Source organism: Kosakonia sp. R1.Fl (assembly GCF_023516815.1).
Lineage (GTDB): Bacteria > Pseudomonadota > Gammaproteobacteria > Enterobacterales > Enterobacteriaceae > Kosakonia.
Genome location: NZ_JAMGSQ010000001.1, coordinates 1,746,955 through 1,771,470 on the forward strand (window position 1 = coordinate 1,746,955; position 24,516 = coordinate 1,771,470).

24 protein-coding genes and 3 tRNA genes are annotated in these 24,516 nt (G+C 54.9%); 26 read left to right on the forward strand and 1 reads right to left on the reverse strand.

Annotated elements, in window-relative coordinates:
* Window positions 1-68 precede the first annotated feature (68 nt).
* The 3 genes from M8Q36_RS08120 (at window position 69) to M8Q36_RS08130 (ending at window position 432) form a co-directional block, all read left to right on the forward strand.
* A tRNA-Gly gene (locus M8Q36_RS08120) sits at window positions 69-144 on the forward strand.
* A 63-nt stretch (window positions 145-207) separates the two neighbouring features.
* A tRNA-Gly gene (locus M8Q36_RS08125) sits at window positions 208-283 on the forward strand.
* A 73-nt stretch (window positions 284-356) separates the two neighbouring features.
* A tRNA-Gly gene (locus tag M8Q36_RS08130) sits at window positions 357-432 on the forward strand.
* Window positions 433-701: 269 nt separating this feature from the next.
* On the opposite strand, the gene queG is transcribed toward M8Q36_RS08130, so the two are convergent.
* Window positions 702-1,841, reverse strand: coding sequence for a tRNA epoxyqueuosine(34) reductase QueG (gene queG, locus M8Q36_RS08135; protein ID WP_249880549.1), 1,140 nt, complete (start codon window positions 1,839-1,841; stop codon window positions 702-704).
* Between queG and nnr the strand changes: the two genes are divergently transcribed.
* The 23 genes from nnr to M8Q36_RS08250 all read left to right on the forward strand — a co-directional run bounded on the left by nnr (window position 1,840) and on the right by M8Q36_RS08250 (window position 24,508).
* A complete protein-coding gene (nnr, locus tag M8Q36_RS08140) occupies window positions 1,840-3,366 on the forward strand; it encodes a bifunctional ADP-dependent NAD(P)H-hydrate dehydratase/NAD(P)H-hydrate epimerase (protein ID WP_249880550.1) in 1,527 nt (508 codons plus the stop codon). The two genes, queG and nnr, sit on opposite strands and share 2 nt — an antisense overlap.
* Window positions 3,359-3,820: a tRNA (adenosine(37)-N6)-threonylcarbamoyltransferase complex ATPase subunit type 1 TsaE gene (gene tsaE, locus M8Q36_RS08145; protein WP_017459175.1), complete on the forward strand. Its 462-nt coding sequence runs from the start codon at window positions 3,359-3,361 to the stop codon at window positions 3,818-3,820. The genes nnr and tsaE overlap by 8 nt, the downstream gene beginning before the upstream one ends.
* A 16-nt stretch (window positions 3,821-3,836) precedes the next feature.
* Window positions 3,837-5,162 carry an N-acetylmuramoyl-L-alanine amidase AmiB gene (gene amiB / locus M8Q36_RS08150; RefSeq protein WP_249880551.1) on the forward strand — a complete coding sequence of 442 codons (1,326 nt, stop codon included), beginning with the start codon at window positions 3,837-3,839 and terminating at the stop codon, window positions 5,160-5,162.
* An 11-nt stretch (window positions 5,163-5,173) separates the two neighbouring features.
* Window positions 5,174-7,030, forward strand: coding sequence for a DNA mismatch repair endonuclease MutL (mutL, locus tag M8Q36_RS08155; RefSeq protein ID WP_249880552.1), 1,857 nt, complete (start codon window positions 5,174-5,176; stop codon window positions 7,028-7,030).
* Entirely contained in the window at window positions 7,023-7,973 is a 951-nt protein-coding gene (gene miaA / locus M8Q36_RS08160; RefSeq protein WP_249880553.1) for a tRNA (adenosine(37)-N6)-dimethylallyltransferase MiaA, read from the forward strand. The genes mutL and miaA overlap by 8 nt, the downstream gene beginning before the upstream one ends.
* A gap of 96 nt (window positions 7,974-8,069) precedes the next feature.
* The gene (gene hfq, locus M8Q36_RS08165; protein ID WP_017459171.1) at window positions 8,070-8,375 is read left to right on the forward strand and encodes an RNA chaperone Hfq; all 306 of its coding nucleotides are present in this window, start codon (window positions 8,070-8,072) and stop codon (window positions 8,373-8,375) included.
* A gap of 75 nt (window positions 8,376-8,450) precedes the next feature.
* On the forward strand, window positions 8,451-9,731 hold the full coding sequence (gene hflX / locus M8Q36_RS08170; protein ID WP_249880554.1) for a ribosome rescue GTPase HflX: 1,281 nt from the start codon (window positions 8,451-8,453) through the stop codon (window positions 9,729-9,731).
* A gap of 81 nt (window positions 9,732-9,812) precedes the next feature.
* Window positions 9,813-11,072 carry an FtsH protease activity modulator HflK gene (gene hflK / locus M8Q36_RS08175; protein ID WP_249880555.1) on the forward strand — a complete coding sequence of 420 codons (1,260 nt, stop codon included), beginning with the start codon at window positions 9,813-9,815 and terminating at the stop codon, window positions 11,070-11,072.
* A 2-nt stretch (window positions 11,073-11,074) separates the two neighbouring features.
* Window positions 11,075-12,079 (forward strand): protease modulator HflC, encoded by a 1,005-nt coding sequence (gene hflC / locus M8Q36_RS08180; RefSeq protein WP_017459168.1) that lies wholly within the window; start codon window positions 11,075-11,077, stop codon window positions 12,077-12,079.
* A 72-nt stretch (window positions 12,080-12,151) separates the two neighbouring features.
* Complete coding sequence (locus M8Q36_RS08185) at window positions 12,152-12,349, forward strand: DUF2065 domain-containing protein (protein WP_017459167.1); 198 nt, start codon at window positions 12,152-12,154, stop codon at window positions 12,347-12,349.
* Window positions 12,350-12,451: 102 nt separating this feature from the next.
* Window positions 12,452-13,750, forward strand: a complete 1,299-nt coding sequence (gene purA / locus M8Q36_RS08190) for an adenylosuccinate synthase (RefSeq protein WP_017459166.1) — start codon at window positions 12,452-12,454, stop codon at window positions 13,748-13,750.
* A gap of 151 nt (window positions 13,751-13,901) precedes the next feature.
* Entirely contained in the window at window positions 13,902-14,327 is a 426-nt protein-coding gene (gene nsrR, locus M8Q36_RS08195; RefSeq protein ID WP_249880556.1) for a nitric oxide-sensing transcriptional repressor NsrR, read from the forward strand.
* A 38-nt stretch (window positions 14,328-14,365) separates the two neighbouring features.
* The gene (rnr, locus tag M8Q36_RS08200) at window positions 14,366-16,801 is read left to right on the forward strand and encodes a ribonuclease R (protein WP_249880557.1); all 2,436 of its coding nucleotides are present in this window, start codon (window positions 14,366-14,368) and stop codon (window positions 16,799-16,801) included.
* A 184-nt stretch (window positions 16,802-16,985) separates the two neighbouring features.
* Window positions 16,986-17,999, forward strand: a complete 1,014-nt coding sequence (gene cuyA, locus M8Q36_RS08205; RefSeq protein ID WP_249880558.1) for a D-cysteate sulfo-lyase — start codon at window positions 16,986-16,988, stop codon at window positions 17,997-17,999.
* A complete protein-coding gene (gene cuyB, locus M8Q36_RS08210; RefSeq protein WP_249880559.1) occupies window positions 17,992-18,723 on the forward strand; it encodes a cysteate racemase in 732 nt (243 codons plus the stop codon). The genes cuyA and cuyB overlap by 8 nt, the downstream gene beginning before the upstream one ends.
* A 77-nt stretch (window positions 18,724-18,800) precedes the next feature.
* Window positions 18,801-19,808, forward strand: coding sequence for a taurine ABC transporter substrate-binding protein (locus tag M8Q36_RS08215; RefSeq protein WP_249880560.1), 1,008 nt, complete (start codon window positions 18,801-18,803; stop codon window positions 19,806-19,808).
* Window positions 19,805-20,575: an ABC transporter permease gene (locus M8Q36_RS08220; RefSeq protein ID WP_249880561.1), complete on the forward strand. Its 771-nt coding sequence runs from the start codon at window positions 19,805-19,807 to the stop codon at window positions 20,573-20,575. Before M8Q36_RS08215 ends, M8Q36_RS08220 begins: the two co-directional genes overlap by 4 nt.
* On the forward strand, window positions 20,575-21,354 hold the full coding sequence (locus M8Q36_RS08225; RefSeq protein ID WP_200552120.1) for an ABC transporter ATP-binding protein: 780 nt from the start codon (window positions 20,575-20,577) through the stop codon (window positions 21,352-21,354). Before M8Q36_RS08220 ends, M8Q36_RS08225 begins: the two co-directional genes overlap by 1 nt.
* Window positions 21,355-21,454: 100 nt before the next feature.
* Entirely contained in the window at window positions 21,455-22,189 is a 735-nt protein-coding gene (gene rlmB, locus M8Q36_RS08230) for a 23S rRNA (guanosine(2251)-2'-O)-methyltransferase RlmB (protein WP_045513728.1), read from the forward strand.
* Window positions 22,190-22,315: 126 nt separating this feature from the next.
* Window positions 22,316-22,717, forward strand: a complete 402-nt coding sequence (locus tag M8Q36_RS08235) for a YjfI family protein (protein ID WP_249882737.1) — start codon at window positions 22,316-22,318, stop codon at window positions 22,715-22,717.
* 20 nt (window positions 22,718-22,737) lie between these two features.
* Window positions 22,738-23,436 carry a PspA/IM30 family protein gene (locus tag M8Q36_RS08240; protein ID WP_020456238.1) on the forward strand — a complete coding sequence of 233 codons (699 nt, stop codon included), beginning with the start codon at window positions 22,738-22,740 and terminating at the stop codon, window positions 23,434-23,436.
* Window positions 23,436-24,095, forward strand: a complete 660-nt coding sequence (locus M8Q36_RS08245; protein ID WP_020456239.1) for a DUF2491 family protein — start codon at window positions 23,436-23,438, stop codon at window positions 24,093-24,095. The genes M8Q36_RS08240 and M8Q36_RS08245 overlap by 1 nt, the downstream gene beginning before the upstream one ends.
* 14 nt (window positions 24,096-24,109) lie before the next feature.
* A complete protein-coding gene (locus M8Q36_RS08250) occupies window positions 24,110-24,508 on the forward strand; it encodes a DUF350 domain-containing protein (protein WP_020456240.1) in 399 nt (132 codons plus the stop codon).
* The last annotated feature ends 8 nt before the right edge of the window (window positions 24,509-24,516 follow it).

The following is a 24,516-nucleotide window of genomic DNA, read 5'->3' on the forward strand; positions in this document are numbered from 1 at the left end:
AATGTGCAACACGGTATCACGAAATTTTGGTGAAAAGCGTAAGCAAGTTACTGAAAAATCGATGATAAGCGGGAATAGCTCAGTTGGTAGAGCACGACCTTGCCAAGGTCGGGGTCGCGAGTTCGAGTCTCGTTTCCCGCTCCAAAATTTGAAATGCACCATCCAGATTTACTGGCTTCGGCATTGACGTTGAATCCAGATAAATATGCGGGAATAGCTCAGTTGGTAGAGCACGACCTTGCCAAGGTCGGGGTCGCGAGTTCGAGTCTCGTTTCCCGCTCCAAATTTGAAATGCCGAAAGGCACGCACCATCCAGATTTACTGGTGACGGCAAGCAAGCCAAACCAGATAAGTATGCGGGAATAGCTCAGTTGGTAGAGCACGACCTTGCCAAGGTCGGGGTCGCGAGTTCGAGTCTCGTTTCCCGCTCCAAATTTTCAAATCCAATAAATTATCCACAGCGCGTTTCCTCGTTGGGGACGTTTTTTATTGTCTTCGCTAAACGTTTGTGAACAGACTTATCCACAGGCGAGCCTTTCATTCGCAACACAACGATTACTTCGATAAGCAAACGATTTTCTTTTAATGCGTTGAAAATAAATAAGAAAATAACATTTCAAACTGTTAACACGATCGCTTGACGATTTTGTGAACGTTGAATCGTAATGTGTTTTTAATTTTATTCACAAGCTGTGGATGGCTCAGGCATCGCGTGGTAACCCTTTTTCAACCACCCGAACCAGCCGTTGTTTTTTCGACGTCTGGACTTCCACCACGCAGGCGTTACGCTTCTCAATTTGCTGCGCAATCGCCCACTGTATGTGTTCGTCGAGAAGTGGGTGCTCACCCAGACGTTGTTCCAGCGCCTGAATATTGGCAACGTCCCACGGTGCATTTCCCAGCGCGACGGCAATATTCCGTAGCCAGCGCAGATGACCAATACGGCGTATGGCCGAGCCCTCAGTGATTTTCAAAAAATACGCCTCGGTCCAGCCGAACAGTTCAATCAACGCTGGGGCGTGCAGCGCTTTACGTGGGCTGAAATCTTCTTCGTCGGTCAGTTGAGAGAAACGGTTCCACGGGCAGATCAACTGACAATCGTCGCAGCCGTAGATGCGGTTGCCTATCAGCGGCCTAAGCTCTTCAGGGATAGCGCCTTCCAGCTCAATGGTGAGGTAAGAAATGCAGCGTCGGGCATCGACCGTGTAAGGTTCGACAATTGCGCCGGTCGGGCAGATGGTCATGCAGGCCACACAGCGACCGCAGCCTTCTTCAACCGGTTGGTCGACGGGCAGCGGTAAATCGATCAATAACTCGCCAAGGAAAAAGAACGAGCCTGCGTCGCGGCTTAAGATAAGTGAGTGCTTACCTGTCCAGCCAAGCCCGGCTTTTTCCGCCAGCGGGCGCTCGAGAATGGGCGCAGAATCGACAAAAGGTCTAAAATTCAGCGAAGCACATTGCTGCTGGATCAGCTCGCCGAGCTTTTTTAACCGGTTGCGCAGCAGCTTATGGTAATCGCGGCCCAGCGCATAACGGCTGACATAGCCGAGCGTCGGGTTTTTCAACGTGCTGGCGAAGGCCGCTTGTGCGGGAAGGTAGTTCATTCGCACGCTGATAACGCGCAGCGTGCCGGGGAGAAGCTCATGGGGGCGGGCGCGCATCATACCGTGACGCGCCATCCACTCCATCTCGCCGTGATATTGTTTATCCAGCCATGCCTGTAACGCAGGTTCGCTGGCGCTGAGATCGGTATCGGTAATACCGACCTGCTGAAAACCCAGTTCAGTGCCCCACTGTTTGATTTGTTGCGCTAAGTGATTGAGATCGAGGGGTTCTGACATGACGGACCATACAATGAAGAAAATCGCAGCAAGTATACCACACTCTGTCTGGCCTGCTGAGGACCTCAGACGCGCTGAAAAAGAGGCGGCGGATAGCCTTGGCATTACGCTTTATGAACTGATGCAGCGCGCGGGAGAAGCGGCATTCAACATTGCGCGGAAACAGTTTCCTGCTGCGCGCTGCTGGCTCGTGCTATGCGGTCACGGCAATAACGGTGGCGACGGCTATGTGGTGGCGCGTTTAGCCGCAGCGGCGGGGCTTTCCGTGACGCTGCTGGCGCTGGAGAGCAACAAACCGCTGCCGGAAGAGGCCGCGCAGGCGCGCGAGGCGTGGCTCAACGCGGGCGGCGAGATCCATGCGGCTGACGTTTTGTGGCCGGAACAGGTTGATCTCATTATTGATGGGCTGCTTGGCACCGGCCTGACCAGTGCGCCGCGCGATGATGTGGCAGCGCTGATTGATCATGCCAATGCGCACCCGGCTCCCGTGCTGGCGCTGGATATTCCCTCTGGCCTGAATGCGCAAACCGGCGCGGCCGCTGGTGCGGTGATGCAGGCGTGTCATACGGTAACGTTTATCGCCCTTAAACCCGGTTTGCTAACGGGCAAAGCGCGTGATGTGGTTGGTCAATTACATCACCATGCGCTGGGGCTTGACGCCTGGCTTTCAGGCCAGCAAATATCAATTTCCCGTTTTGATGCCACCCTGCTTACCCAGTGGTTTACGCCACGGCGACCCACTTCACATAAAGGTGATTTCGGGCGGCTGGTGATTATCGGTGGCGATCACGGAACGGCTGGCGCGGTGCGCATGGCGGGAGAAGCTGCGTTGCGCACAGGCGCTGGCCTGGTGCGGGTACTGACGCGTAGCGAGAATATTGCGCCCATTATTACCGCGCGCCCGGAATTGATGGTGCACGAACTCACCGCCGAGTCGCTGGATGAGAGCCTTGAATGGGCAGATGTGGTGGTCATTGGCCCCGGTCTTGGACAACAGGAGTGGGGTAAAAAGGCGCTCCAGAAAGTGGAAAATTTTCGCAAACCGATGTTATGGGATGCGGATGCGCTGAACCTTCTGGCAATCAATCCCGATAAACGTCACAATCGCGTTCTGACCCCGCACCCCGGCGAAGCCGCTCGCCTGCTTAACTGTAGCGTGGCAGAAATTGAAAGCGACCGCTTACTTTCCGCCCGGCGTCTGGTAAAACGTTACGCAGGTGTTGTCGTGCTGAAAGGTGCGGGTACGGTTATCGCCAGCGACGAAGGCGAAACGGGCATTATTGATGCCGGTAACGCCGGGATGGCAAGTGGTGGAATGGGCGATGTGCTGTCGGGCATTATCGGTTCGCTACTGGGGCAAAAATTGAGCCTGTATGACGCGGCCTGCGCCGGGTGTGTCGCGCACGGCGCGGCGGCGGATCGCCTGGCGGTGCAGCACGGCCAGCGAGGCATGCTGGCAACCGATCTTTTTAGCACGCTGTTGCGTGTTGTTAACCCGGATGTAGTTGAAACAGAAGATGATTAATCGAGTTATTCCTTTACCTGACGAGCAATCAACACTCGATCTCGGCAAGCGTGTGGCGCAGGCCTGCGACGGCGCGACAGTGATTTATTTATATGGCGATCTTGGTGCAGGTAAAACCACCTTTAGCCGGGGATTTCTGCAGGCTTTAGGCCATAACGGCAATGTCAAAAGCCCGACTTACACACTGGTTGAACCTTACACCCTCGATAAATTAATGGTGTATCACTTCGATTTGTACCGCCTTGCGGACCCGGAGGAACTGGAATTTATGGGGATCCGTGATTATTTTGCCAACGATGCGATTTGCCTGGTCGAGTGGCCGCAACAAGGTGCGGGTGTACTGCCTGACCCGGATGTCGAAATCCATTTAGATTACCAGGCGCAGGGGCGTGAGGCGCGCATTAGCGCTGTATCCTCATCTGGCGATTCGTTACTGGCACGTATGGCCGGTTAACCGGAAGGATGACGGAATGATCTGTCGCGTGAAAAGTTGGTTGGCGCTCGCGTTGTTACTGCTGTGTACGCAGGTGAGTGCGGCGAGTTTAGCGGATATTCAGGTGTCGAATGGCGATAGCCAGGCGCGTATTACCTTCAGTTTTATGGGCGATCCTGACTATTCGTTTTCGCAGCAGGGCAAGCGCAGCGTTGCGCTGGACATCAAGCAGACCGGCGTGATTCAGGGTCTGCCGCTGCAGTTCAGTGGCAATAATCTGGTGAGAAGCATTCGTGCCGGTACCGCACAGGACAACCAGTCGATTCGGCTGGTGGTGGATCTGACGCAGAACGGCAAAACCCGCGCGGTGAAACAGCAAAGCGGAGCGGGCTACACTGTCGTCTTTACCATTGATGCTGATGTTCCTCCGCCACCGCCGCCAAAAGTGGTAGTGAAACGCGCGGAAACCCCGGCGGTTATGCCGCAACAAACGGCACCGGGACGTAATCCGTTTAAAGGCGAAAACGATCGTATCACCAGCGTCACCAGTAGTAATACCATCACGCGGCCTGCGATGCAGTCGCGCGCGGCTTCTGGCGATAAAGTGGTGATTGCCATCGATGCCGGGCACGGGGGTCAGGACCCCGGCGCGATTGGCGCAGGGGGAACGCAGGAGAAAAATGTCACTATCTCCATCGCGCGGAAACTGCGGACGTTACTGAATGGTGACCCCATGTTCAAACCGGTCATGACTCGCGATGGCGATTACTTTATTTCGGTGATGGGCCGCTCCGACGTGGCGCGTAAGCAGAACGCAAACTTTCTGGTTTCGATTCATGCCGATGCTGCGCCTAACCGCGACGCCACCGGCGCTTCGGTATGGGTGCTGTCTAACCGCCGTGCAAACAGTGAAATGGCGGGCTGGCTGGAGCAGCATGAGAAACAGTCCGAGCTGCTTGGCGGCGCGGGCGATGTGCTGGCAAATAGCCAGTCTGACCCTTATCTGAGCCAGGCGGTGCTGGATTTACAGTTCGGCCATTCGCAGCGCGTAGGCTATGATGTCGCCACCAGTATGCTCAGCCAGCTTCAGCGTATCGGTGCATTACATAAACGCCGCCCGGAACACGCCAGCCTTGGCGTTCTGCGCTCACCGGATATTCCGTCGGTGCTGGTCGAAACAGGCTTTATCAGTAACAGCAGCGAAGAGCGGCTACTGGGAAGCGATGCCTACCAGCAACAAATTGCCGAAGCGATTTACGGCGGGCTGCGTAACTATTTCCTCGCACATCCGTTGCAATCCTCGCCGCAGAGCGGCGGGCAAACCGCCAGTGCGGGCTCATCTGCTAACGGGCTGCTCAACTAAGGATTTATTTCATGCCGATACAGGTTCTACCGCCACAGCTTGCGAACCAGATCGCCGCGGGCGAAGTGGTTGAACGCCCTGCGTCGGTGGTGAAAGAGTTAGTGGAAAACAGCCTTGATGCTGGCGCAACGCGCATTGATATTGATATCGAGCGCGGCGGCGCGAAGTTAATTCGTATCCGTGATAACGGTGTCGGCATCAAAAAAGAGGAACTGGCGCTGGCGCTGGCGCGTCATGCCACCAGTAAAATTGCCTCTCTGGATGACCTGGAAGCGATTATCAGTCTTGGTTTTCGCGGCGAAGCGCTGGCGAGTATCAGCTCGGTTTCCCGTTTAACGTTGACTTCCCGTACTGCCGAACAGCAAGAAGCCTGGCAGGCTTACGCCGAAGGGCGCGAGATGGCGGTGACGGTGAAACCCGCTGCGCACCCGGTGGGCACAACGCTTGAAGTGCTGGATCTGTTTTATAACACGCCGGCGCGGCGCAAATTTATGCGCACGGAAAAAACCGAGTTCGGCCATATCGATGAAGTTATCCGCCGTATCGCACTGGCGCGTTTTGATGTCACCATTAACCTCAATCACAACGGTAAACTGGTGCGTCAGTACCGCGCGGTTGCTGAAGGGGGGCAGAAAGAGCGCCGCCTTGGCGCGATTTGCGGCACGGCATTTTTAGAGCAGGCGCTGGCCATTGAATGGCAGCATGGTGACCTAGCCCTGCGCGGCTGGGTGGCCGATCCCAAAAGTACCTCCAGCGCTTTCGCTGAGATCCAGTATTGCTATGTAAATGGCCGCATGATGCGCGACCGGCTGATAAACCACGCCATTCGCCAGGCATGTGAAGATAAGCTGGGCGCGGATCAGCAGCCTGCGTTTGTGCTTTATCTGGAAATCGATCCGCATCAAGTGGATGTGAATGTCCATCCGGCAAAACATGAAGTGCGCTTTCATCAGTCGCGCCTGGTACATGATTTTATCTACCAGGGCGTGTTAAGTGTGCTGCAACAGCAGATAGAAACACCGTTACCGCTTTCTGAAGAGCCCGCGCCAAGAGCGCTGCCGGAAAACCGCGTGGCGGCAGGGCGTAACCAGTTTGCCGAACCGCTGGTCGCTCGCGAGCCGCAAGCGCCGCGTGTTTCCCCACCTTCTTCCGGTGGAGCGCGTAGCAATACCGCAGGTGCTCAACCGTGGCCTAACGCTCAGCCGGGTTATCAGAAACAGCAGGGGGCGCTCTATCGACAATTGCTGGAAACTCCAGTTACCGATCGTAAAAATGAAAAAGTGGAGTCTGCCGCTCCGGCACTGGACGGGCACAGCCAGAGTTTTGGTCGCGTATTGACGCTTATAGCGCCGCATTTTGCGCTACTTGAGCGGGACGGAAAACTGGCACTACTGGCGCTGCCGGTGGCTGAACGTTGGCTGCGCCATGCGCAACTGTCGCCAGACCACGCGCCTGCTTGCGGTCAGCCGTTATTGATTCCGGTGCGTTTAAAAATCTCTGCGCAAGAGAGCGCCGTATTGAAGCGTGCTCAGGCGGTGCTGGCGGAAATGGGCATCGAATTTGTTCCCGATGGACAGCACGTGACCATTCGCGCAGTGCCTTTACCCTTGCGCCAACAAAATTTACAAATCTTGATTCCCGCTCTGATAGGCTACCTGGCGCAGCAGACAAGCATTGATGCGGTGAATATTGCTCACTGGCTGGCGCGCCAGCTGGCGAGTGAACATCCACAATGGAGTGTGGCGCAGGCGATAACCCTGCTTGCCGACGTTGAACGGCTTTGTCCGCATCTGGTGAAGACCCCGCCGGATGGTTTATTACAACCTGTTGATTTACAAAAGGCGATGAACGCCCTGAAAAATGAGTGAAGTGAGTAAGGCTGGCCTGCCGAAGGCTATTTTTTTGATGGGGCCCACGGCCTCCGGCAAAACCGCATTAGCCATTGAGCTTCGTAAAGTTTTGCCAGTAGAGTTGATAAGCGTAGATTCAGCCCTTATTTATCGGGGAATGGATATTGGTACCGCCAAGCCGAGCGCGGAAGAATTACAGGCTGCGCCGCACCGGTTGTTGGATATTCTCGATCCGGCGTTAGCTTATTCCGCCGCTGATTTTCGCCGCGATGCGCTGGTGGAGATGAAAGAGATAACCGATGCAGGGCGCATTCCTCTGCTAGTGGGCGGTACGATGCTCTACTTTAAGGCGCTGCTGGAAGGTTTATCGCCTCTTCCGTCAGCAGACCCGCAAGTGCGAGCAGACATTGAAAAACAGGCGGCAGAGCGTGGATGGGAAGCGTTGCATCAGCAGTTGCGGGAGATCGATCCCGTTGCGGCAGCGCGGATTCATCCAAATGATCCGCAAAGGCTTTCCCGGGCACTGGAAGTTTTTTTCATTTCGGGTAAAACTTTAACGGATCTGACGCAAACGTCAGGAGACGCTCTGCCTTACCAGGTGCATCAGTTCGCCATCGCCCCGGCGAGCCGTGAACTGCTCCATCAACGAATCGAGCAGCGTTTTCATCAGATGTTGGCTTCAGGTTTTGAAGCAGAAGTGCGGGCGCTTTTTGCTCGCGGTGATTTGCATACGGATATGCCTTCCGTTCGTTGTGTGGGATACCGCCAGATGTGGTCATACATTGAAGGCGAAATTTCATACGATGAAATGGTTTATCGAGGTATTTGCGCGACGAGGCAGTTAGCCAAGCGGCAGATAACCTGGTTACGGGGCTGGGATGGCGTTCACTGGTTAGAGAGTGAAAAGCCAGAAAAGTCTTACCGTGACGTGCTACAGGTTGTTAGTGCTATCGCAGGGTGAATGTGTACAATTAAGTCGTATGGCGCGCAAATTTTTACGCAGTTTTCAGAACTTACGGGTTCTAAGTACAAAACAAGCATATAAGGAAAAGATAGAATGGCTAAGGGGCAATCTTTACAAGATCCGTTCCTGAACGCACTGCGTCGGGAACGTGTTCCAGTTTCAATTTATTTGGTGAATGGTATTAAGCTGCAAGGGCAAATTGAGTCTTTCGATCAGTTCGTGATCCTGTTGAAAAACACGGTCAGTCAGATGGTCTATAAGCACGCGATTTCAACTGTTGTTCCATCTCGTCCGGTTTCTCATCACAGCAACAATGCCGGCGGCGGTACCAGCAGTAACTACCATCACGGTAGCAACGCGCAGGGCTCTGCACAGCAGGAAGGCGAAGAGACCGAATAAGGTTGACGGCTGATTTTCCAGATCGGGGAGCCAGTAAAGCTGTGTTCCCCGCTGGTATTTTATGAGGGTTTACGCTTGTTTGACCGTTATGACGCCGGTGAGCAGGCGGTACTGGTACACATCTATTTTTCGCAAGACAAAGATATGGAAGACCTCCAGGAGTTTGAATCTCTGGTCTCTTCCGCCGGTGTCGAAGCAATGCAGGTGATTACCGGTAGCCGTAAAGCACCGCATCCAAAGTATTTTGTTGGTGAAGGTAAAGCAGTTGAAATTGCGGATGCCGTAAAATCTGCGGGCGCTTCTGTTGTGCTCTTTGATCATGCGCTAACCCCAGCCCAGGAACGTAACCTGGAGAGACTGTGCGAATGTCGAGTCATCGATCGCACCGGTCTGATATTAGATATTTTTGCCCAGCGTGCGCGTACGCATGAGGGGAAATTGCAAGTTGAGCTGGCGCAGTTGCGCCATCTGGCGACACGCCTTGTGCGTGGCTGGACCCACCTTGAACGACAAAAGGGCGGCATTGGTTTGCGCGGTCCGGGTGAAACCCAGCTCGAAACCGACCGTCGTTTGTTGCGTAATCGTATTACTCAGATCCTCTCGCGCCTCGAAAAGGTTGAAAAGCAGCGTGAACAAGGGCGTCGTTCCCGCACGAAAGCCGATATTCCAACGGTCTCGCTGGTGGGGTATACCAACGCCGGTAAATCCACGCTGTTTAATCAGATAACGGAAGCGCAGGTCTATGCAGCCGATCAGCTATTCGCCACCCTCGATCCGACCCTGCGTCGTATTGATGTCGCGGATGTCGGTGAAACGGTGCTGGCAGATACGGTAGGGTTTATTCGCCACTTGCCGCACGATTTGGTTGCCGCGTTTAAAGCAACCTTGCAGGAGACGCGCCAGGCGACGTTGTTGCTGCATGTGATTGACGCCGCCGATGTGCGAGTGCAGGAAAACATTGATGCAGTGAACACCGTGCTGGAAGAGATTGAGGCGCACGAAATCTCAACGCTGCTGGTGATGAACAAAATCGATATGCTGGACGATTTCGAACCGCGTATTGATCGGGATGAAGAGAACAAACCGATCCGTGTCTGGCTCTCCGCGCAGACAGGGGTTGGCGTACCACTGTTATTCCAGGCTTTGACTGAGCGTCTTGCGGGTGAAGTGGCGCAGCACACGCTGCGATTACCGCCGCAGGAAGGGCGTCTGAGAAGTCGGTTTTACCAGCTTCAGGCAATAGAAAAAGAGTGGATGGAAGACGATGGCAGCGTAGGTATGCAGGTGCGTATGCCGATCGTCGACTGGCGTCGACTCTGTAAACAAGAACCGGCACTCGAAGAGTACGTCGTTTGACCGGCAGCCTGAAGATTTTTCCCCTTTGGGGGTGCCCGCCAAAGGCCGGGTATACACCGCAAATAAATATGGAGCACATACATGGCGTGGAATCAGCCCGGTAACAACGGACAAGACCGCGACCCGTGGGGAAGCAGCAAACCAGGCGGCAACTCTGAGGGAAATGGAAACAAAGGCGGTCGCGATCAGGGACCACCTGATCTGGATGATATTTTCCGCAAACTGAGTAAAAAACTCGGTGGCCTGGGCGGTGGTAAAAGCACCGGCGGCGGTAATCCGGGTTCCTCTGGCCCGCGCGGCCAGGCGAGCGGGCGTATTGTGGGCATCGTTGCCGCAGCGGTCGTTATTATCTGGGCTGCAACCGGGTTCTACACCATTAAAGAAGCGGAACGTGGCGTTGTGACTCGTTTTGGCAAGTTCAGTCATTTGGTTGAACCGGGCCTCAACTGGAAACCGACCTTTATCGATAACGTAACTGCAGTAAACGTAGAATCTGTTCGTGAACTGGCGGCTTCCGGCGTGATGCTAACGTCTGATGAAAACGTCGTGCGCGTTGAAATGAACGTACAGTATCGCGTTACCGATCCTGAGCGCTATCTGTTTAGCGTTACCAGCGCCGACGACAGCTTGCGTCAGGCAACGGACAGCGCGCTGCGCGGCGTTATCGGTAAATACACCATGGATCGTATTCTGACCGAAGGCCGTACCGTTATTCGTAGCGATACCCAGCGCGAGCTGGAAGAGACCATTCGCCCGTATAACATGGGGATTACCCTGCTGGACGTTAACTTCCAGGCCGCTCGTCCGCCGGAAGAGGTGAAAGCCGCGTTTGATGATGCGATTGCCGCCCGTGAAAACGAGCAACAGTACATCCGTGAAGCCGAAGCCTACACCAACGAAGTTCAGCCGCGTGCGAACGGTCAGGCGCAGCGTATCCTCGAAGAGGCGCGCGCGTACAAAACGCAAACTATCCTGGAAGCACAGGGTGAAGTGGCGCGCTTCGCTAAGATCCTGCCGGAATATAAAGCCGCGCCGGAAATTACCCGTGAGCGTCTGTATATCGAAACCATGGAAAAAGTGCTGAGCCATACCCGCAAAGTGCTGGTTAACGATAAAGGCGGCAACCTGATGGTTCTGCCGCTGGATCAGATGCTGAAAGGCGGTAACACTGCTCCTGCGGCAAAGAGTGACAACAGTGGCGCGAATAACTTGCTGCGTCTGCCGCCAGCGTCAAGCTCCAGCAGCAGCGCAAACAGCGCCCCCGCAACCTCTGCGGGAGATATCATGGACCAACGCCGCGTTAACGCGCAGCGTAACGATTACCAGCGTCAGGGGGAATAACGATGCGTAAGTCAGTTATCGCAATCATCATCATCGCGCTGGTAGTGCTCTACACCTCTATCTTTGTAGTGAAAGAAGGCGAGCGCGGTATCTCGCTGCGCTTTGGTAAAGTGCTGCGTGATGATGAAAACAAGCCGTTGGTATATGCGCCGGGCCTGCATTTCAAACTGCCGTTTATTGAGTCGGTTAAGCTGCTTGATGCACGTATCCAGACCATGGATAACCAGGCGGATCGCTTTGTGACCAAAGAGAAAAAAGATCTGATCGTCGACTCTTACATCAAGTGGCGTATCAGCGATTTCAGCCGTTACTATCTGGCGACCGGCGGCGGTGACGTCTCCCAGGCGGAAGTGCTGCTGAAACGTAAGTTCTCTGACCGTCTGCGTTCTGAAATTGGTCGTCTGGACGTAAAAGACATCGTTACCGATTCTCGCGGTCGTTTGACGCTCGAAGTGCGCGATGCGCTGAATTCGGGTTCTGCGGGTACAGAAGACGAAGTGTCGACGCCTGCTGCCGATGACGCCATCGCAAAAGCAGCGGAGCGCGTTCAGGCTGAAACCAACGGTAAAGTGCCGGTTATCAACCCGAACAGTATGGCGGCGTTAGGTATTGAAGTGGTTGATGTGCGTATTAAGCAGATCAACCTGCCGACTGAAGTGTCGGATGCGATTTACAACCGTATGCGCGCCGAGCGTGAAGCGGTTGCCCGTCGCCACCGTTCACAGGGTCAGGAAGAAGCGGAAAAACTGCGTGCCGCAGCGGATTACGAAGTGACCAAAACGCTGGCAGAATCTGAGCGTCAGGGGCGTATCCTGCGCGGTGAGGGTGATGCTGAAGCGGCGAAGCTGTTTGCTGATGCATTCAGTCAGGATCCGGACTTCTATGCCTTTATCCGTAGCCTGCGTGCCTATGAAAGCAGCTTCCAGAGCAACCAGGATGTGATGGTGCTTAGCCCGGATAGCGATTTCTTCCGTTATATGAAGACGCCGACTTCCGCGACTCGTTAAGATAACCTGCAGTTTTCATCATAAAAACCACCGCCTTTTCCGGCGGTGGTTTTGTGTTTATAAGGATCAGCAATGAATTCGACAATCTGGCTCGCTCTGGCGCTGGTTTTGGTACTGGAAGGGCTTGGACCGATGCTTTATCCGCGCGCCTGGCGGCGTATGATCGCCTCTCTGAGCCTGTTGCCGGATCATCTTTTGCGTCGATTTGGCGGTGGGCTTGTGGTCGCGGGTGTGGTTATCTACTACATGTTGAGGAAAACGATTGGCTGAGGGAAATCAGGCGTTCTTTGGGCATTTTTGCACAGAAAAAGTGCTGAATCTGAAAAAAAGCGGTGGTAGAATCCATTTTTAAGCAAACGGTGATTTTGAAAAATGGGTAACAACGTCGTCGTACTGGGCACCCAATGGGGTGACGAAGGTAAAGGGAAGATTGTTGATCTTCTGACTGAACGGGCTAAATATGTTGTACGCTACCAGGGCGGTCACAACGCAGGCCATACTCTCGTAATCAACGGTGAAAAAACCGTCCTCCATCTTATTCCATCAGGCATTCTTCGCGAAAACGTCACCAGCATCATCGGTAACGGCGTTGTGCTGTCTCCCGCTGCGCTGATGAAAGAGATGAAAGAACTGGAAGACCGTGGTATCCCGGTTCGCGAACGTCTGCTGCTCTCTGAAGCATGTCCGTTAATCCTTGATTATCATGTGGCGCTGGACGTGGCGCGTGAAAAAGCGCGCGGCGCGAAAGCTATCGGTACTACCGGTCGCGGTATCGGCCCGGCGTACGAAGATAAAGTCGCTCGTCGCGGTCTGCGCGTTGGCGATCTGTTCGATAAAGCGACTTTCGCCGACAAACTGAAAGAAGTGATGGAATATCACAACTTCCAGCTGGTGAACTTCTACAAAGTGGAAGCGGTGGACTACCAGAAAGTGCTGGATGATGTGATGGCGATTGCCGACATCCTGACGGCAATGGTGGTAGACGTTTCCGATCTGCTGGATCAAGCGCGTAAACGCGGCGATTTCGTGATGTTCGAAGGCGCGCAGGGTACGCTGCTGGATATCGATCACGGTACTTATCCGTACGTGACCTCCTCCAACACCACCGCTGGCGGTGTAGCGACGGGTTCCGGCCTTGGCCCGCGTTACGTGGATTACGTGCTCGGCATCATTAAAGCTTACTCCACGCGTGTAGGCGCGGGTCCGTTCCCGACCGAGCTGTTCGACGATATCGGCGAGTTCCTCTGCAAGCAGGGTAACGAATATGGCGCCACTACGGGTCGCCGTCGTCGTACCGGCTGGCTGGACGCGGTTGCTGTACGTCGCGCAGTGCAGATCAACTCCCTGTCTGGTTTCTGCCTGACCAAGCTGGACGTGCTGGACGGCCTGAAGGAAGTGAAAATCTGCGTTGCTTACCGCATGCCGGATGGCCGCGAAGTCACCACCACGCCGCTGGCGGCTGACAACTGGGAAGGTATCGAGCCGATTTACGAAACCATGCCTGGCTGGTCTGAATCGACCTTTGGTGTCAAAGATCGCAGCGGTCTGCCGCAGGCGGCGCTGAATTACATCAAACGCATTGAAGAACTTACCGGCGTGCCGATCGACATCATCTCCACCGGTCCGGATCGTACTGAAACCATGATCCTGCGCGATCCGTTCGACGCATAATGTGGTTTAAGGGCGCGTAAATCGCGCCCTTTTTCTTCGCTTTTTTCACCCTTCCGTTCAAATAAATTAGCGACCTGACAGGTGGCTGGTTTATCATCAATAGTGTCAATACCTGCGGGTATCTCATCTTTTTCCCTTTTATGAGGTTGATGTGCAGTTAACAAGCTTTACCGATTACGGTTTGCGCGCCCTGATTTACATGGCGTCGCTGCCGGCAGGACAAATGACCAGCATTACTGAAGTTACAGAAACGTATGGCGTGTCCCGTAATCATATGGTCAAGATAATCAATCAGCTGAGCCGTGAAGGCTACGTCGCGGCCGTCCGTGGGAAAAACGGTGGGATCCGGCTGGGGAAACCCGCGCAGGATATTCGTATTGGTGATGTTGTCCGCTCGCTGGAGCCGCTGGCGCTGGTCAATTGCAGCAGCGAGTTTTGCCATATTACCAATGCCTGTCGCCTGAAAAAGGCGCTTGCCAAAGCTGTGCAAAGTTTTCTTAAGGAGCTGGATAACTACACGCTGGCCGATTTGGTTGAAGAGAATCAACCGCTTTACAAATTATTGCTGGTGGAATGACGAAAATTTCCACCAGAGCTGACAACGGAGGAACCGCAATGTCACAAGATCCTTTCCTCGAACGCGAATCTGAAAAATATACCAACCCCATTCCCAGCCGCGAATTCATCCTCGATCACTTAGCCAAACGCGAAAAACCAGCCAGCCGGGATGAACTGGCCATCGAACTCAATATCGAAGGTGAAGAGCAACAAGAAGCGCTGCGCCGCCGTCTGCGCGCTATGGAGCGCGACGGGCAATTAGTCTTTACCCGCCGTCAGTGCTACGCCTTACCGGAACGTCTCGATCTGCTCAAAGGCGTAGTGATTGGTCACCGCGACGGCTATGGTTTTCTGCGCGTTGAAGGCCGCAAAGACGATCTTTATCTCTCCAGCGAGCAGATGAAAATGTGTATTCACGGCGATCAGGTGCTGGCGCAACCGCTGGGTGCCGATCGTAAAGGCCGCCGCGAAGCGCGTATTGTACGCGTGCTGGTGCCGAAAACCGGGCAGATCGTTGGCCGCTACTTTACCGACGCAGGTGTCGGTTTTGTCGTGCCGGATGATAGCCGCATGAGTTTCGACATCCTGATCCCGCCTGAAGAGATTATGGGCGCGCGCATGGGCTTTGTGGTGGTCGTTGAGCTGACGCAGCGTCCAACTCGCCGCACAAAAGCGATTGGTAAAATCGTCGAGGTGCTCGGCGACAATATGGGTACCGGCATGGCGGTCGACATGGCGCTGCGTACTCATGAAATTCCTTACCAGTGGCCGCCAGAAGTGGAAAAACAGGTCGCCGGGCTGAAAGAGCAAGTGCCGGAAGAGGCCAAAGTCGGACGCGTGGATCTGCGCGATCTGCCGCTGGTGACCATTGATGGCGAAGACGCGCGCGACTTCGACGATGCCGTTTTCTGCGAGAAGAAACGTGGCGGCGGCTGGCGCTTGTGGGTGGCGATTGCCGATGTGAGCTACTACGTGCGTCATGGCACCGCGCTTGATAACGAAGCCCGTAACCGTGGCACATCAGTTTACTTCCCGTCGCAAGTGGTGCCGATGCTGCCGGAAGTGCTGTCAAACGGTCTGTGCTCGCTGAACCCGCAAGTGGATCGCCTGTGTATGGTCTGTGAAATGACTGTCTCCTCAAAAGGGCGCTTAACCGGTTTTAAATTCTACGAAGCGGTGATGAGCTCCCACGCACGTCTGACCTACACCAAAGTGTGGCATATGCTGCAAGGCGATCAGGAACTGCGTGAGCAGTACGCGCCGCTGGTGAAACACATCGAAGAGCTGCATAACCTGTATAAAGTGCTCGATCAGGCGCGCGCTGAGCGCGGCGGTATCTCGTTTGAAAGCGAAGAAGCGAAGTTTATCTTCAACGCCGAGCGCCGCATTGAGCGTATTGAGCAGACTCAGCGTAACGATGCGCACAAGCTGATTGAAGAGTGCATGATCCTCGCCAACATCTCGGCGGCGCGTTTTGTGGAGAAAGCCGACGAGCCGGCGCTGTTCCGTATTCACGATAAACCGACCAATGATGCGATCACCGCGTTCCGCTCCGTGCTTGCCGAGCTGGGGCTGGAGTTGCCGGGCGGCAATAAACCGGAGCCGCGCGATTACGCCGAGCTGCTGGAATCGATTGCCGATCGCCCGGATCACGAAATGCTGCAAACCATGCTGCTGCGCTCGATGAAACAGGCGATCTACGATCCGGAAAACCGCGGTCACTTCGGCCTGGCGCTGCAATCTTATGCGCACTTCACTTCACCGATTCGCCGCTACCCGGATTTATCTCTGCACCGCGCCATTAAATATTTACTGGCGAAAGAGCAGGGGCTGAAGGGCAACAGCACCGAAACTGGCGGCTGGCACTACAGCATGGAAGAGGTGCTGCAACTGGGTCAGCACTGTTCGATGACCGAACGCCGCGCTGATGAAGCCACTCGTGATGTTTCGGACTGGCTGAAATGCGACTTTATGCAGGATCAGGTCGGCAATACCTTCCCGGGCGTTATTGCCAGCGTCACCGGCTTCGGTTTCTTCGTGCGGCTCGACGATCTGTTTATCGATGGGCTGGTGCATGTCTCTTCGCTGGACAACGACTACTACCGCTTCGATCAGATCGGTCAGCGCCTGATTGGCGAATCCGGCGGACAGACGTATCGCCTCGGCGATCGGGTGCAGGTAAAAGTCGAAGCGGTCAACATGGATGAGCGCAAAATCGACTTCTCGCTGATCTCCAGTGAGCGCAGCCCGCGTAATGTGGGGAAAACCGAGCGTGAAAGAGCGAAAAAAGGTTCGGCAGGCAAAAACGGCGCTGCGAAAAAGCCGCCGCGCCGCCAGATGGGCAAAAAAGTGAATTTCGAGCCAGACAGCGCCTTCCGCGGTGAAGGTGGAAAAGGCAAAGCGAAAAAAGCCAAAAAACCGTCGGCGAAAACGCAGAAAATCGCCGCCGCTACCAAAGCAAAACGCGCGGCGAAAAAGAAAACCGACCAGTAATATTGCGAAGCCCTTCCTTGTGAAGGGCTTTTTATATGTCTTAGTTATTTCCTGCACATTGATATTTGGTATTTATCGTTAGCCCGAGCACGCAGATCTATATAGTGAATATCCATCCTTAATTCACCCAATTAAAACCGGAGCATTATCGCTTCGGTATCTGCCTATTTTGCAAGGAGCGATTATGCATCTGGCCCGTTTCCCTCGTCTGTCTTTAGGGCATTTCCCCACGCCATTAGAACCGCTGGAAAATTTAACCGCTTTACTCGGCGGCCCCAAATTATGGATTAAACGCGATGATGCAACCGGGCTTGCTACCGGTGGAAATAAAACGCGCAAACTGGAATTTTTACTGGCGGATGCGTTGGCGAAAAAAGCCGATGTGATCATCACCCAGGGCGCAACACAATCGAACCATGTACGCCAGACCATCGCCGGGGCGGCAAAGCTCGGTTTGCCAACCAAAGTGCTGTTGGAAAAACGCGTTACCGATTTTGGGGAAGATTACCAGCGCTCCGGCAATATTTTGCTGGATGACCTGCTGGGCGGTGAGATTGTCGCCCATCTGCCGGGCGGCACCGATATGCAGAACGCGATGGAAGAGCTGGCGCAACAGCTGCGCGAACAGGGGCACAACCCGTATGTCATTCCCGGCGGCGGTTCCAACCCTATCGGCGCGCTCGGTTATGTCGCCTGCGCCGAAGAGCTGCTGTTCCAGTCCTCGCAACTGCGTTTACGCATTGATCACGTGGTGCATGCCACCGGCAGCACCGGCACGCAAGCAGGGCTTGTTGCTGGTTTAACGGCAACCAACAGCCAGATCCCCGTACTCGGTATCAGCGTGCGCGCGCCAAAAGCGAAGCAGGAAGAGAACGTATGGAATCTGGCATCGCGCACCCGTGAACTGCTGGGGATTAGCGGTGAATTACCGCGTGACGCGGTAGTGGCGAACAGCGATTACGTTGGCGACGGCTACGGCCTGCCGACGGAAAATATGCTGGAAGCACTGACATTGTTTGCGCGTCATGAAGGCATATTGCTTGATCCGGTTTACTCCGGTAAAGGCGCCGCCGGGCTTATCGACCTGATCCGTAAAGGCCACTTTGGTCGTGATGAAAACGTGGTCTTTGTTCATACTGGCGGTTCTGCCGGGCTGTTTGGCTATCGTCAGGTGCTGGAAGCGCATCATCGTGGCTAAACCCTTTTTGCTCGGTGTGCTGGGCGGCATGGGGCCGCTCGCCACGCTCGATTTTCAGCATCAGTTGCTGGTGGCAACCCCGGCGCAGAGCGACCAGCAGCAATTGCCTTCGGTGGTATGGAATGTGCCACAAGTTGCCGATCGGCAAAAAGCCCTTGCCGGGCTTGGTCCTTCGCCACTGCCGCAGTTATTGCACGGCATCGAAAAGCTGAATCAGGCCGGAGCCAGCCACATTGCCATCCCGTGTAATACGGCGCATCACTGGTTTGAAGCGTTGAGCCGCGCCAGCGCCGCGCCGTTACTGCATATTGTCGATGCCACCGTTGAGCATCTGCTGAGCCTGCCGCAAAAGCCGCAGCGAGTAGGGCTGATTGCCACGCAGGGCACGCTGGATGCCGGCTGGTATCAGCGCGGGCTGGCTGCACAGGGTATTGATGTGCTGCAGCCTTCCACAGAGGAACTACAGCAGTGGTTTGTTCCAGGCTGTTACGCGGTAAAACGCGGAGCGGTAAGCGAAGGCGGGGAACGACTTGCGCTTCTGGCCGAGGCATTGCTGACGCGCGGTGCTGAGCAACTGCTGTTGGCCTGTACTGAAGTGCCGGTGGCTCTGCGTGCGGTGAATTCTCCTGTGCTTGACGTTTCCCACGATCCGGCACAATTGCTGGCGCAACGCTGTGCCCATTATTGGCTGGAGTATCGTGATTCTTATTTCACGCATACCTAATGCAATAATTTGAATAAATAAAACGACAACCGCCCTATATAGTGTTTCAGCGCTAATTAAATCAAAGGTTAAATAAAATGAAAAAAAGTCTCTGCTTATTACTGGCAGCGGGTAGCTTATGGGCCAATGCCAGCTTCGCAGCAACACCAACAGAAGTCCGCGTCGCATACAGCGGCGGTTCGCAGGTATTAATGCTGGCGAAAGCCGACGGCTCGCTGGATAAAGCATTAAACAGCAAAGTGCAGTGGGTGCAATTCGCCTCTGGCGCGGATGCATTAAGTTATTTCGCCAGCAACGCCATCGATATTGCCAATTTCGGTTCCAGCCCGGCGACCGCCGGTATTGTGCGGAAATTACCCGTCGAAATTATTGGCGTTTCCGGTGTGATTGCCAGTTACGAACGCTTAATTGGCAAAGAGGGTATTCATCAACTTCGCGATATCGAAGGCAAACGCGTGGCCTACCCGCCGAATTCCACGGCACAGTATGCGCTGGAAGCGGCGATCAGCGTCAATAAACTCGACCGCAGCAAAATCACACTGCTGCCGCTGCGCCCGGCAGAAATGGTGGCGGCCTGGAAACGTGGCGACATCGATGCGGGTTATGTCTGGGCGCCGTTTGCGCAAGAGCTGGAATCATCCGGTGGGCATCAAGTGTTCGCCACCAAAGATCTGCAGAAAGACGGCTACCTGATTTACAACAACTACGTCGTGCGTAAAGCCTTTGCTGAACAGTATCCAGAAGCGGTGACCGCCTTCCTGCGCGTTCATCAGCAGAAAGTGGATGAATTTAAAAAGGATCCGGAACGTGCCGCCGCCATTGTGGCGAAAGAGGTTGGCGCGCCGGTCACAACCGCAGCGAATACGCTTGGCGGGCTGGAGTACCCGACGCTGAGCGAGCAGGGTACGGCGACCTGGTTGGGTAACGGGACGCAAACCAGCGACAGCGGTATCGGCAAAGCACTGAGCAAAACCTCTGACTTCCTTGCCGGGATCGGCGAGATCCGCAAACGTGATATTCCAGCTAACTGGGACAGTGCTATCGACTCCCGTTACATTCGTGATGCGGCGGCAACGGCAAAATGAAATTGCGTCAACATATCGCCATCAGCGTGCTGTCGGTGGCGATTTTCTTTGCGCTCTGGCAGATAGCGGCCACCCGGCAGTGGGTCGATCCGCTCCTGCTGCCATCGCTAACGGACATTGGGTTGACCGCCGAAGAGTTACTGGCCGATGGCTATCGCCAGGTGCCGCTGTGGCAACATATCGCGGTTAGCCTGGCGCGCGCGCTTGGCGCTTTTTCGGTCGCCATTATCATCGGCATTCCGCTGGGCTTGCTGATGGGCTTAGCCGAGGGTCTCTCCGCCGTGCTTAACCCGTTTGTGCAGTTTCTACGCCCACTGCCGAAAATCGCCCTTATCCCGCTGGCGGTAGTCTGGCTGGGGATTGGTGAAGCGTCGAAATTCTTTCTGATTTTCATCGCCACGTTTTTGAGTGTGGTGGTTGGCGCGAGCGCGGCGGTGGAACGCATTGGTCGCGCGCGAATTCGTGTGGCGCAAACGCTCGGCGCATCAAAAGGGCAGATCTTCCTGCGTGTGGTGCTGCCGGATGCGCTGCCGGAACTGTTTACCACTGTGCGGCTTTCTATCGGCATTGGCTGGACGTCGTTGATTGCCGCCGAAATGGTCGCCGCCAGTTCAGGTCTGGGCTGGATGGTAATAAACGCCAGTTCTTACTTACGTACGGATATCGTCATGCTCGGCATTCTGCTGCTGGGCGGCATTGGCTATCTACTGGATTTACTACTATTGGGGCTGCAACGCTGGTTGGTGCCCTGGGCGGGAAAAGAGTGATGACTGCGCATATCGCACTGGAAAACGTGTCGCTAACCTTCGCGGCAAAACCGCAGCCGTTTACCGTGCTGGAGGATATCTCGCTGGCGCTGTCGCCGGGGGAATTTGTCGTACTGCTTGGCCCGTCGGGCTGCGGTAAATCCACCATTCTTAACCTGGTGGCTGGTTTTACTCGCCCGGATAGCGGGCAGGTGCTGGCGGGCGGCAAAGCGGTGCAGCAACCCGGACCATCACGGGGGATGATTTTCCAGCAACCGAATTTGTTTCCGTGGTTATCGGTGCTGGATAACGTCACCTTCGGCCCACGGCTTGGCAAATATCGCAAAGAAGAGGTCAATGCTCAGGCGCTGGACTGGCTGGCGCGAGTTGGCCTGAAAGGGTTTGAACACCACGCGCCGTGGCAGCTTTCCGGCGGCATGAAACAGCGTGTGGCACTGGCGCGCGCATGGCTGCCAGGGCCGGACGTGCTGCTGTTGGATGAACCGTTTGGCGCGCTTGATGCCCAAACGCGCCTGATGATGCAGGAGTTACTGCGCGACGCCTGGCTGGAAACCCGCACCACGCTGCTTTTCGTCACGCATGATGTGGAAGAGGCGCTGTTTCTTGCCGATCGCATTCTGATTATGTCGGCGCGCCCAGGCAAAATAGTTGAAGAGATTACGCTGCCGTTTGGTCGCGAACGCGATATCGAAACGATTGCGGGTCATCCGCAATACAGCGAGATCAAGCAACACGTGCTGCACCGCGTCCGGCTGGAGGCAAAGCGGCACCTGAGCTAGCGGAGGTACTTTCTGCGGCGCGTGTCGGTTATAATGAGCGCAAGTGATGCGTGTCACGACCCACATAACGCGGCGAAACCGCCCCAAATGAGTACCATCAATGAGTGAAATGATTTACGGCATCCATGCGGTGCAGGCCCTGCTGGAGCGCGCCCCGGAGCGTTTTCAGGAAGTATTTATTCTGAAAGGCCGCGAGGACAAACGTCTGCTGCCGCTGATCCACGCGCTGGAAGCGCAGGGCGTGGTGATCCAGGTGGCGAACCGCCAGTATCTGGATGAAAAAAGCGAAGGCGCGGTGCATCAGGGGATCATTGCACGCGTGAAACCGGGGCGTCAGTACCAGGAAAACGATCTGCCGGATCTGATCGCCAGCCTCGAGCAACCCTTCTTTTTGATCCTCGATGGCGTCACCGATCCGCACAACCTGGGGGCCTGTTTGCGTAGCGCAGACGCGGCGGGTGTGCATGCGGTGATCGTGCCGAAGGACAAATCCGCGCAGCTGAATGCCACGGCAAAAAAAGTCGCCTGCGGCGCGGCAGAGAGCGTACCGTTGATCCGCGTGACCAACCTGGCGCGCACCATGCGCCTGTTGCAGGAAGAGAATATCTGGATTGTCGGCACAGCGGGCGAAGCCGATCACACCCTGTTCCAGAGCAAAATGACCGGGCGCATGGCGCTGGTAATGGGCGCGGAAGGTGAAGGTATGCGCCGCCTGACGCGTGAGCACTGTGATGAGCTGATCAGCATTCCGATGGCGGGCAGTGTATCGTCGCTCAACGTCTCGGTCGCCACCGGCATTTGCTTGTTTGAAGCGGTGCGCCAGCGCGCGCTTTAAACTGCCAGCGCACGGTAAAACCACCCTTATTCGGGTGGTTTTTTTTGCCCTGAACACTGGTAGAATTTGCCGGCAGATATTTTCTCTTTTTACTTTTATTGCGATGGAATAATCAGGGTATAAATGATGGCATGGACTGTAGAGACACTTGGCACGGCATTATTGCAATCATCGACGCTTACGTTAAATATCCAACATGAAGCTGATGCGTTAATTATTAAACTGGATGACTACGGCGATTTGCAATTAAATCTGTTGCTCACTTCCCGGCAGATAATTATTGAAACCTATATTTGTCCTTTAAGTGAAATTAAACAACAGGACGCTTTTAACGCCTTTCTGCTGCGCAATCAAAAACTTTTACCTTTATCGTCTGTTGGCATCTCGCCTGTCGGCGGGGAAGAGTATTATGTCGCCTTCGGCGCGCTGTCGCTTAACTCCTCGCTCGACGATATCCTGCTGGAAATCTCCACGCTTGCGCAAAACGCGCTGGATCTTGCTGAACTAACCGATGATTTTACCCAATAACATTGTCAGGGAGTGGTGGTATGGGAATTTTAAAAAGCCTGTTTACGCTGGGTAAATCCTTTATTGCTCAGGCGGAAGAGTCGATTGAAGAGACGCAGGGTGTGCGCATGCTGGAGCAACATATTCGCGACGCGCGCGCTGAGCTGGATAAAGCGGGGAAATCCCGCGTCGACCTGCTGGCGCGCGTTAAGTTGAGCAACGATAAACTCAACGATTTGCGTGAGCGCAAAGCCAGCCTTGAAGCCCGTGCGCTGGAAGCGATGGCGAAAAATGTGGATGCCGGTTTGCTGAATGAAGTCGCCAGCGAAATCGCCCGTCTGGAAAATACCATTGCGGCGGAAGAACAAGTGCTGGCGAATCTTGAAACGTCGCGCGATGCCGTTGAAAAAGCGGTAACCGCCACGGCGCAACGTATTGAGCAGTTTGAGCAGCAGCTGGAAGTGATTAAAGCCACCGATGCGATGCAGCGCGCGCAACAGGCTGTCACTACCTCCACCGTGGGCGCGTCCAACAACGTGGCGACGGCGGCAGAGTCCCTGAAACGCCTGCAGGCACGTCAGGCTGAACGCCAGGCCCGACTGGATGCGGCAACGCAGCTTGAAAAAGTGGCTGACGGACGCGATCTCGACGAAAAACTGGCGCAGGCCGGTATTGGCGGCAGCGATAAAACCTCGGCGCAGGATGTGCTGGCGCGTCTGCAACAGCAACAGAAACCGTGATGCTCTCTTTTCTGAAAAACCTGCTGGGGCGGCCTGATGCGGCGGCCCCGGTAAGAGGTCCGCTTGGGTTGCATCTGCACGCGGGTTTCACCATTGATACGCTGCTGTTTCGCCTGTGCGAAGAGGATTTGCTGGTTCAACTTCCCGGCGAAGAGTACACCATTGGCGCGTGCGGGTCGTTCGATCTCGGCGCCGGATGCATGATTCATCGCTACTACACAACGGGCGATGAGTTCCTGCAAATCAGCACCTCGGGCGGTCTGGAAACGCACAATATCGATGACATCAAACTGTTTGTGTATGAAGAGAGCGCGGGGGTTTCCGGCGAAAAAGCCTGGCGCGATATGCTGAGCGCAAACGCGATGGGCAAACCCGTGCTCCGCTGGCGGGATTGCCAGTGGCAGCGCGTGTTTAACGCGGAAGAGCGGGGCGATATCGAACCGGTCTATACGCTGGAAACCGTCAACAACCACGCTGGCGCAAGCTGGGAAGTGCACAACTTTATGATGGCGTACCAGCGCGAAGTCACCGCTGACGTGTTCGAATATTTGCTGTTAAACGGCGAAGAAACCTTTAATGCGCAAAACCAGCCGGAGTGGATCTACTCGCGCGCGCTCGGCGTGGATATTCCGCTGACATCATTAAAGGTCATTGGTTAATTATGGGAGTAGACATGCATATTCTCGGATCGCTACTGGCGTTTTGCTCTTATTTTTTTATTGGCATTGCGATGGTGCTCTGTTTTCTTTTCGTTTATACGCGCATTACCCCGCACGATGAATGGCGATTAATTAAAGAGAATAATGTCGCCGCATCGTTAGCATTTAGTGGTTCGCTGCTGGGCTATATTATTCCGCTCTCCAGCGCGGCCATTAATTCAGTGAGTATTCCGGATTATTTAATCTGGGGTGTTATTGCGCTGGTGGTGCAGTTACTTGTTTACGGCGGTGTGCGTCTGTATATGCCGAAATTGAGTGACAAGATAATTAACAGCAATACTGCCGCCGGGTTATTTATGGGTGCGGCGGCACTGGCGGGCGGGATTTTTAATGCCGCCTGCATGACGTGGTAATGGAACAT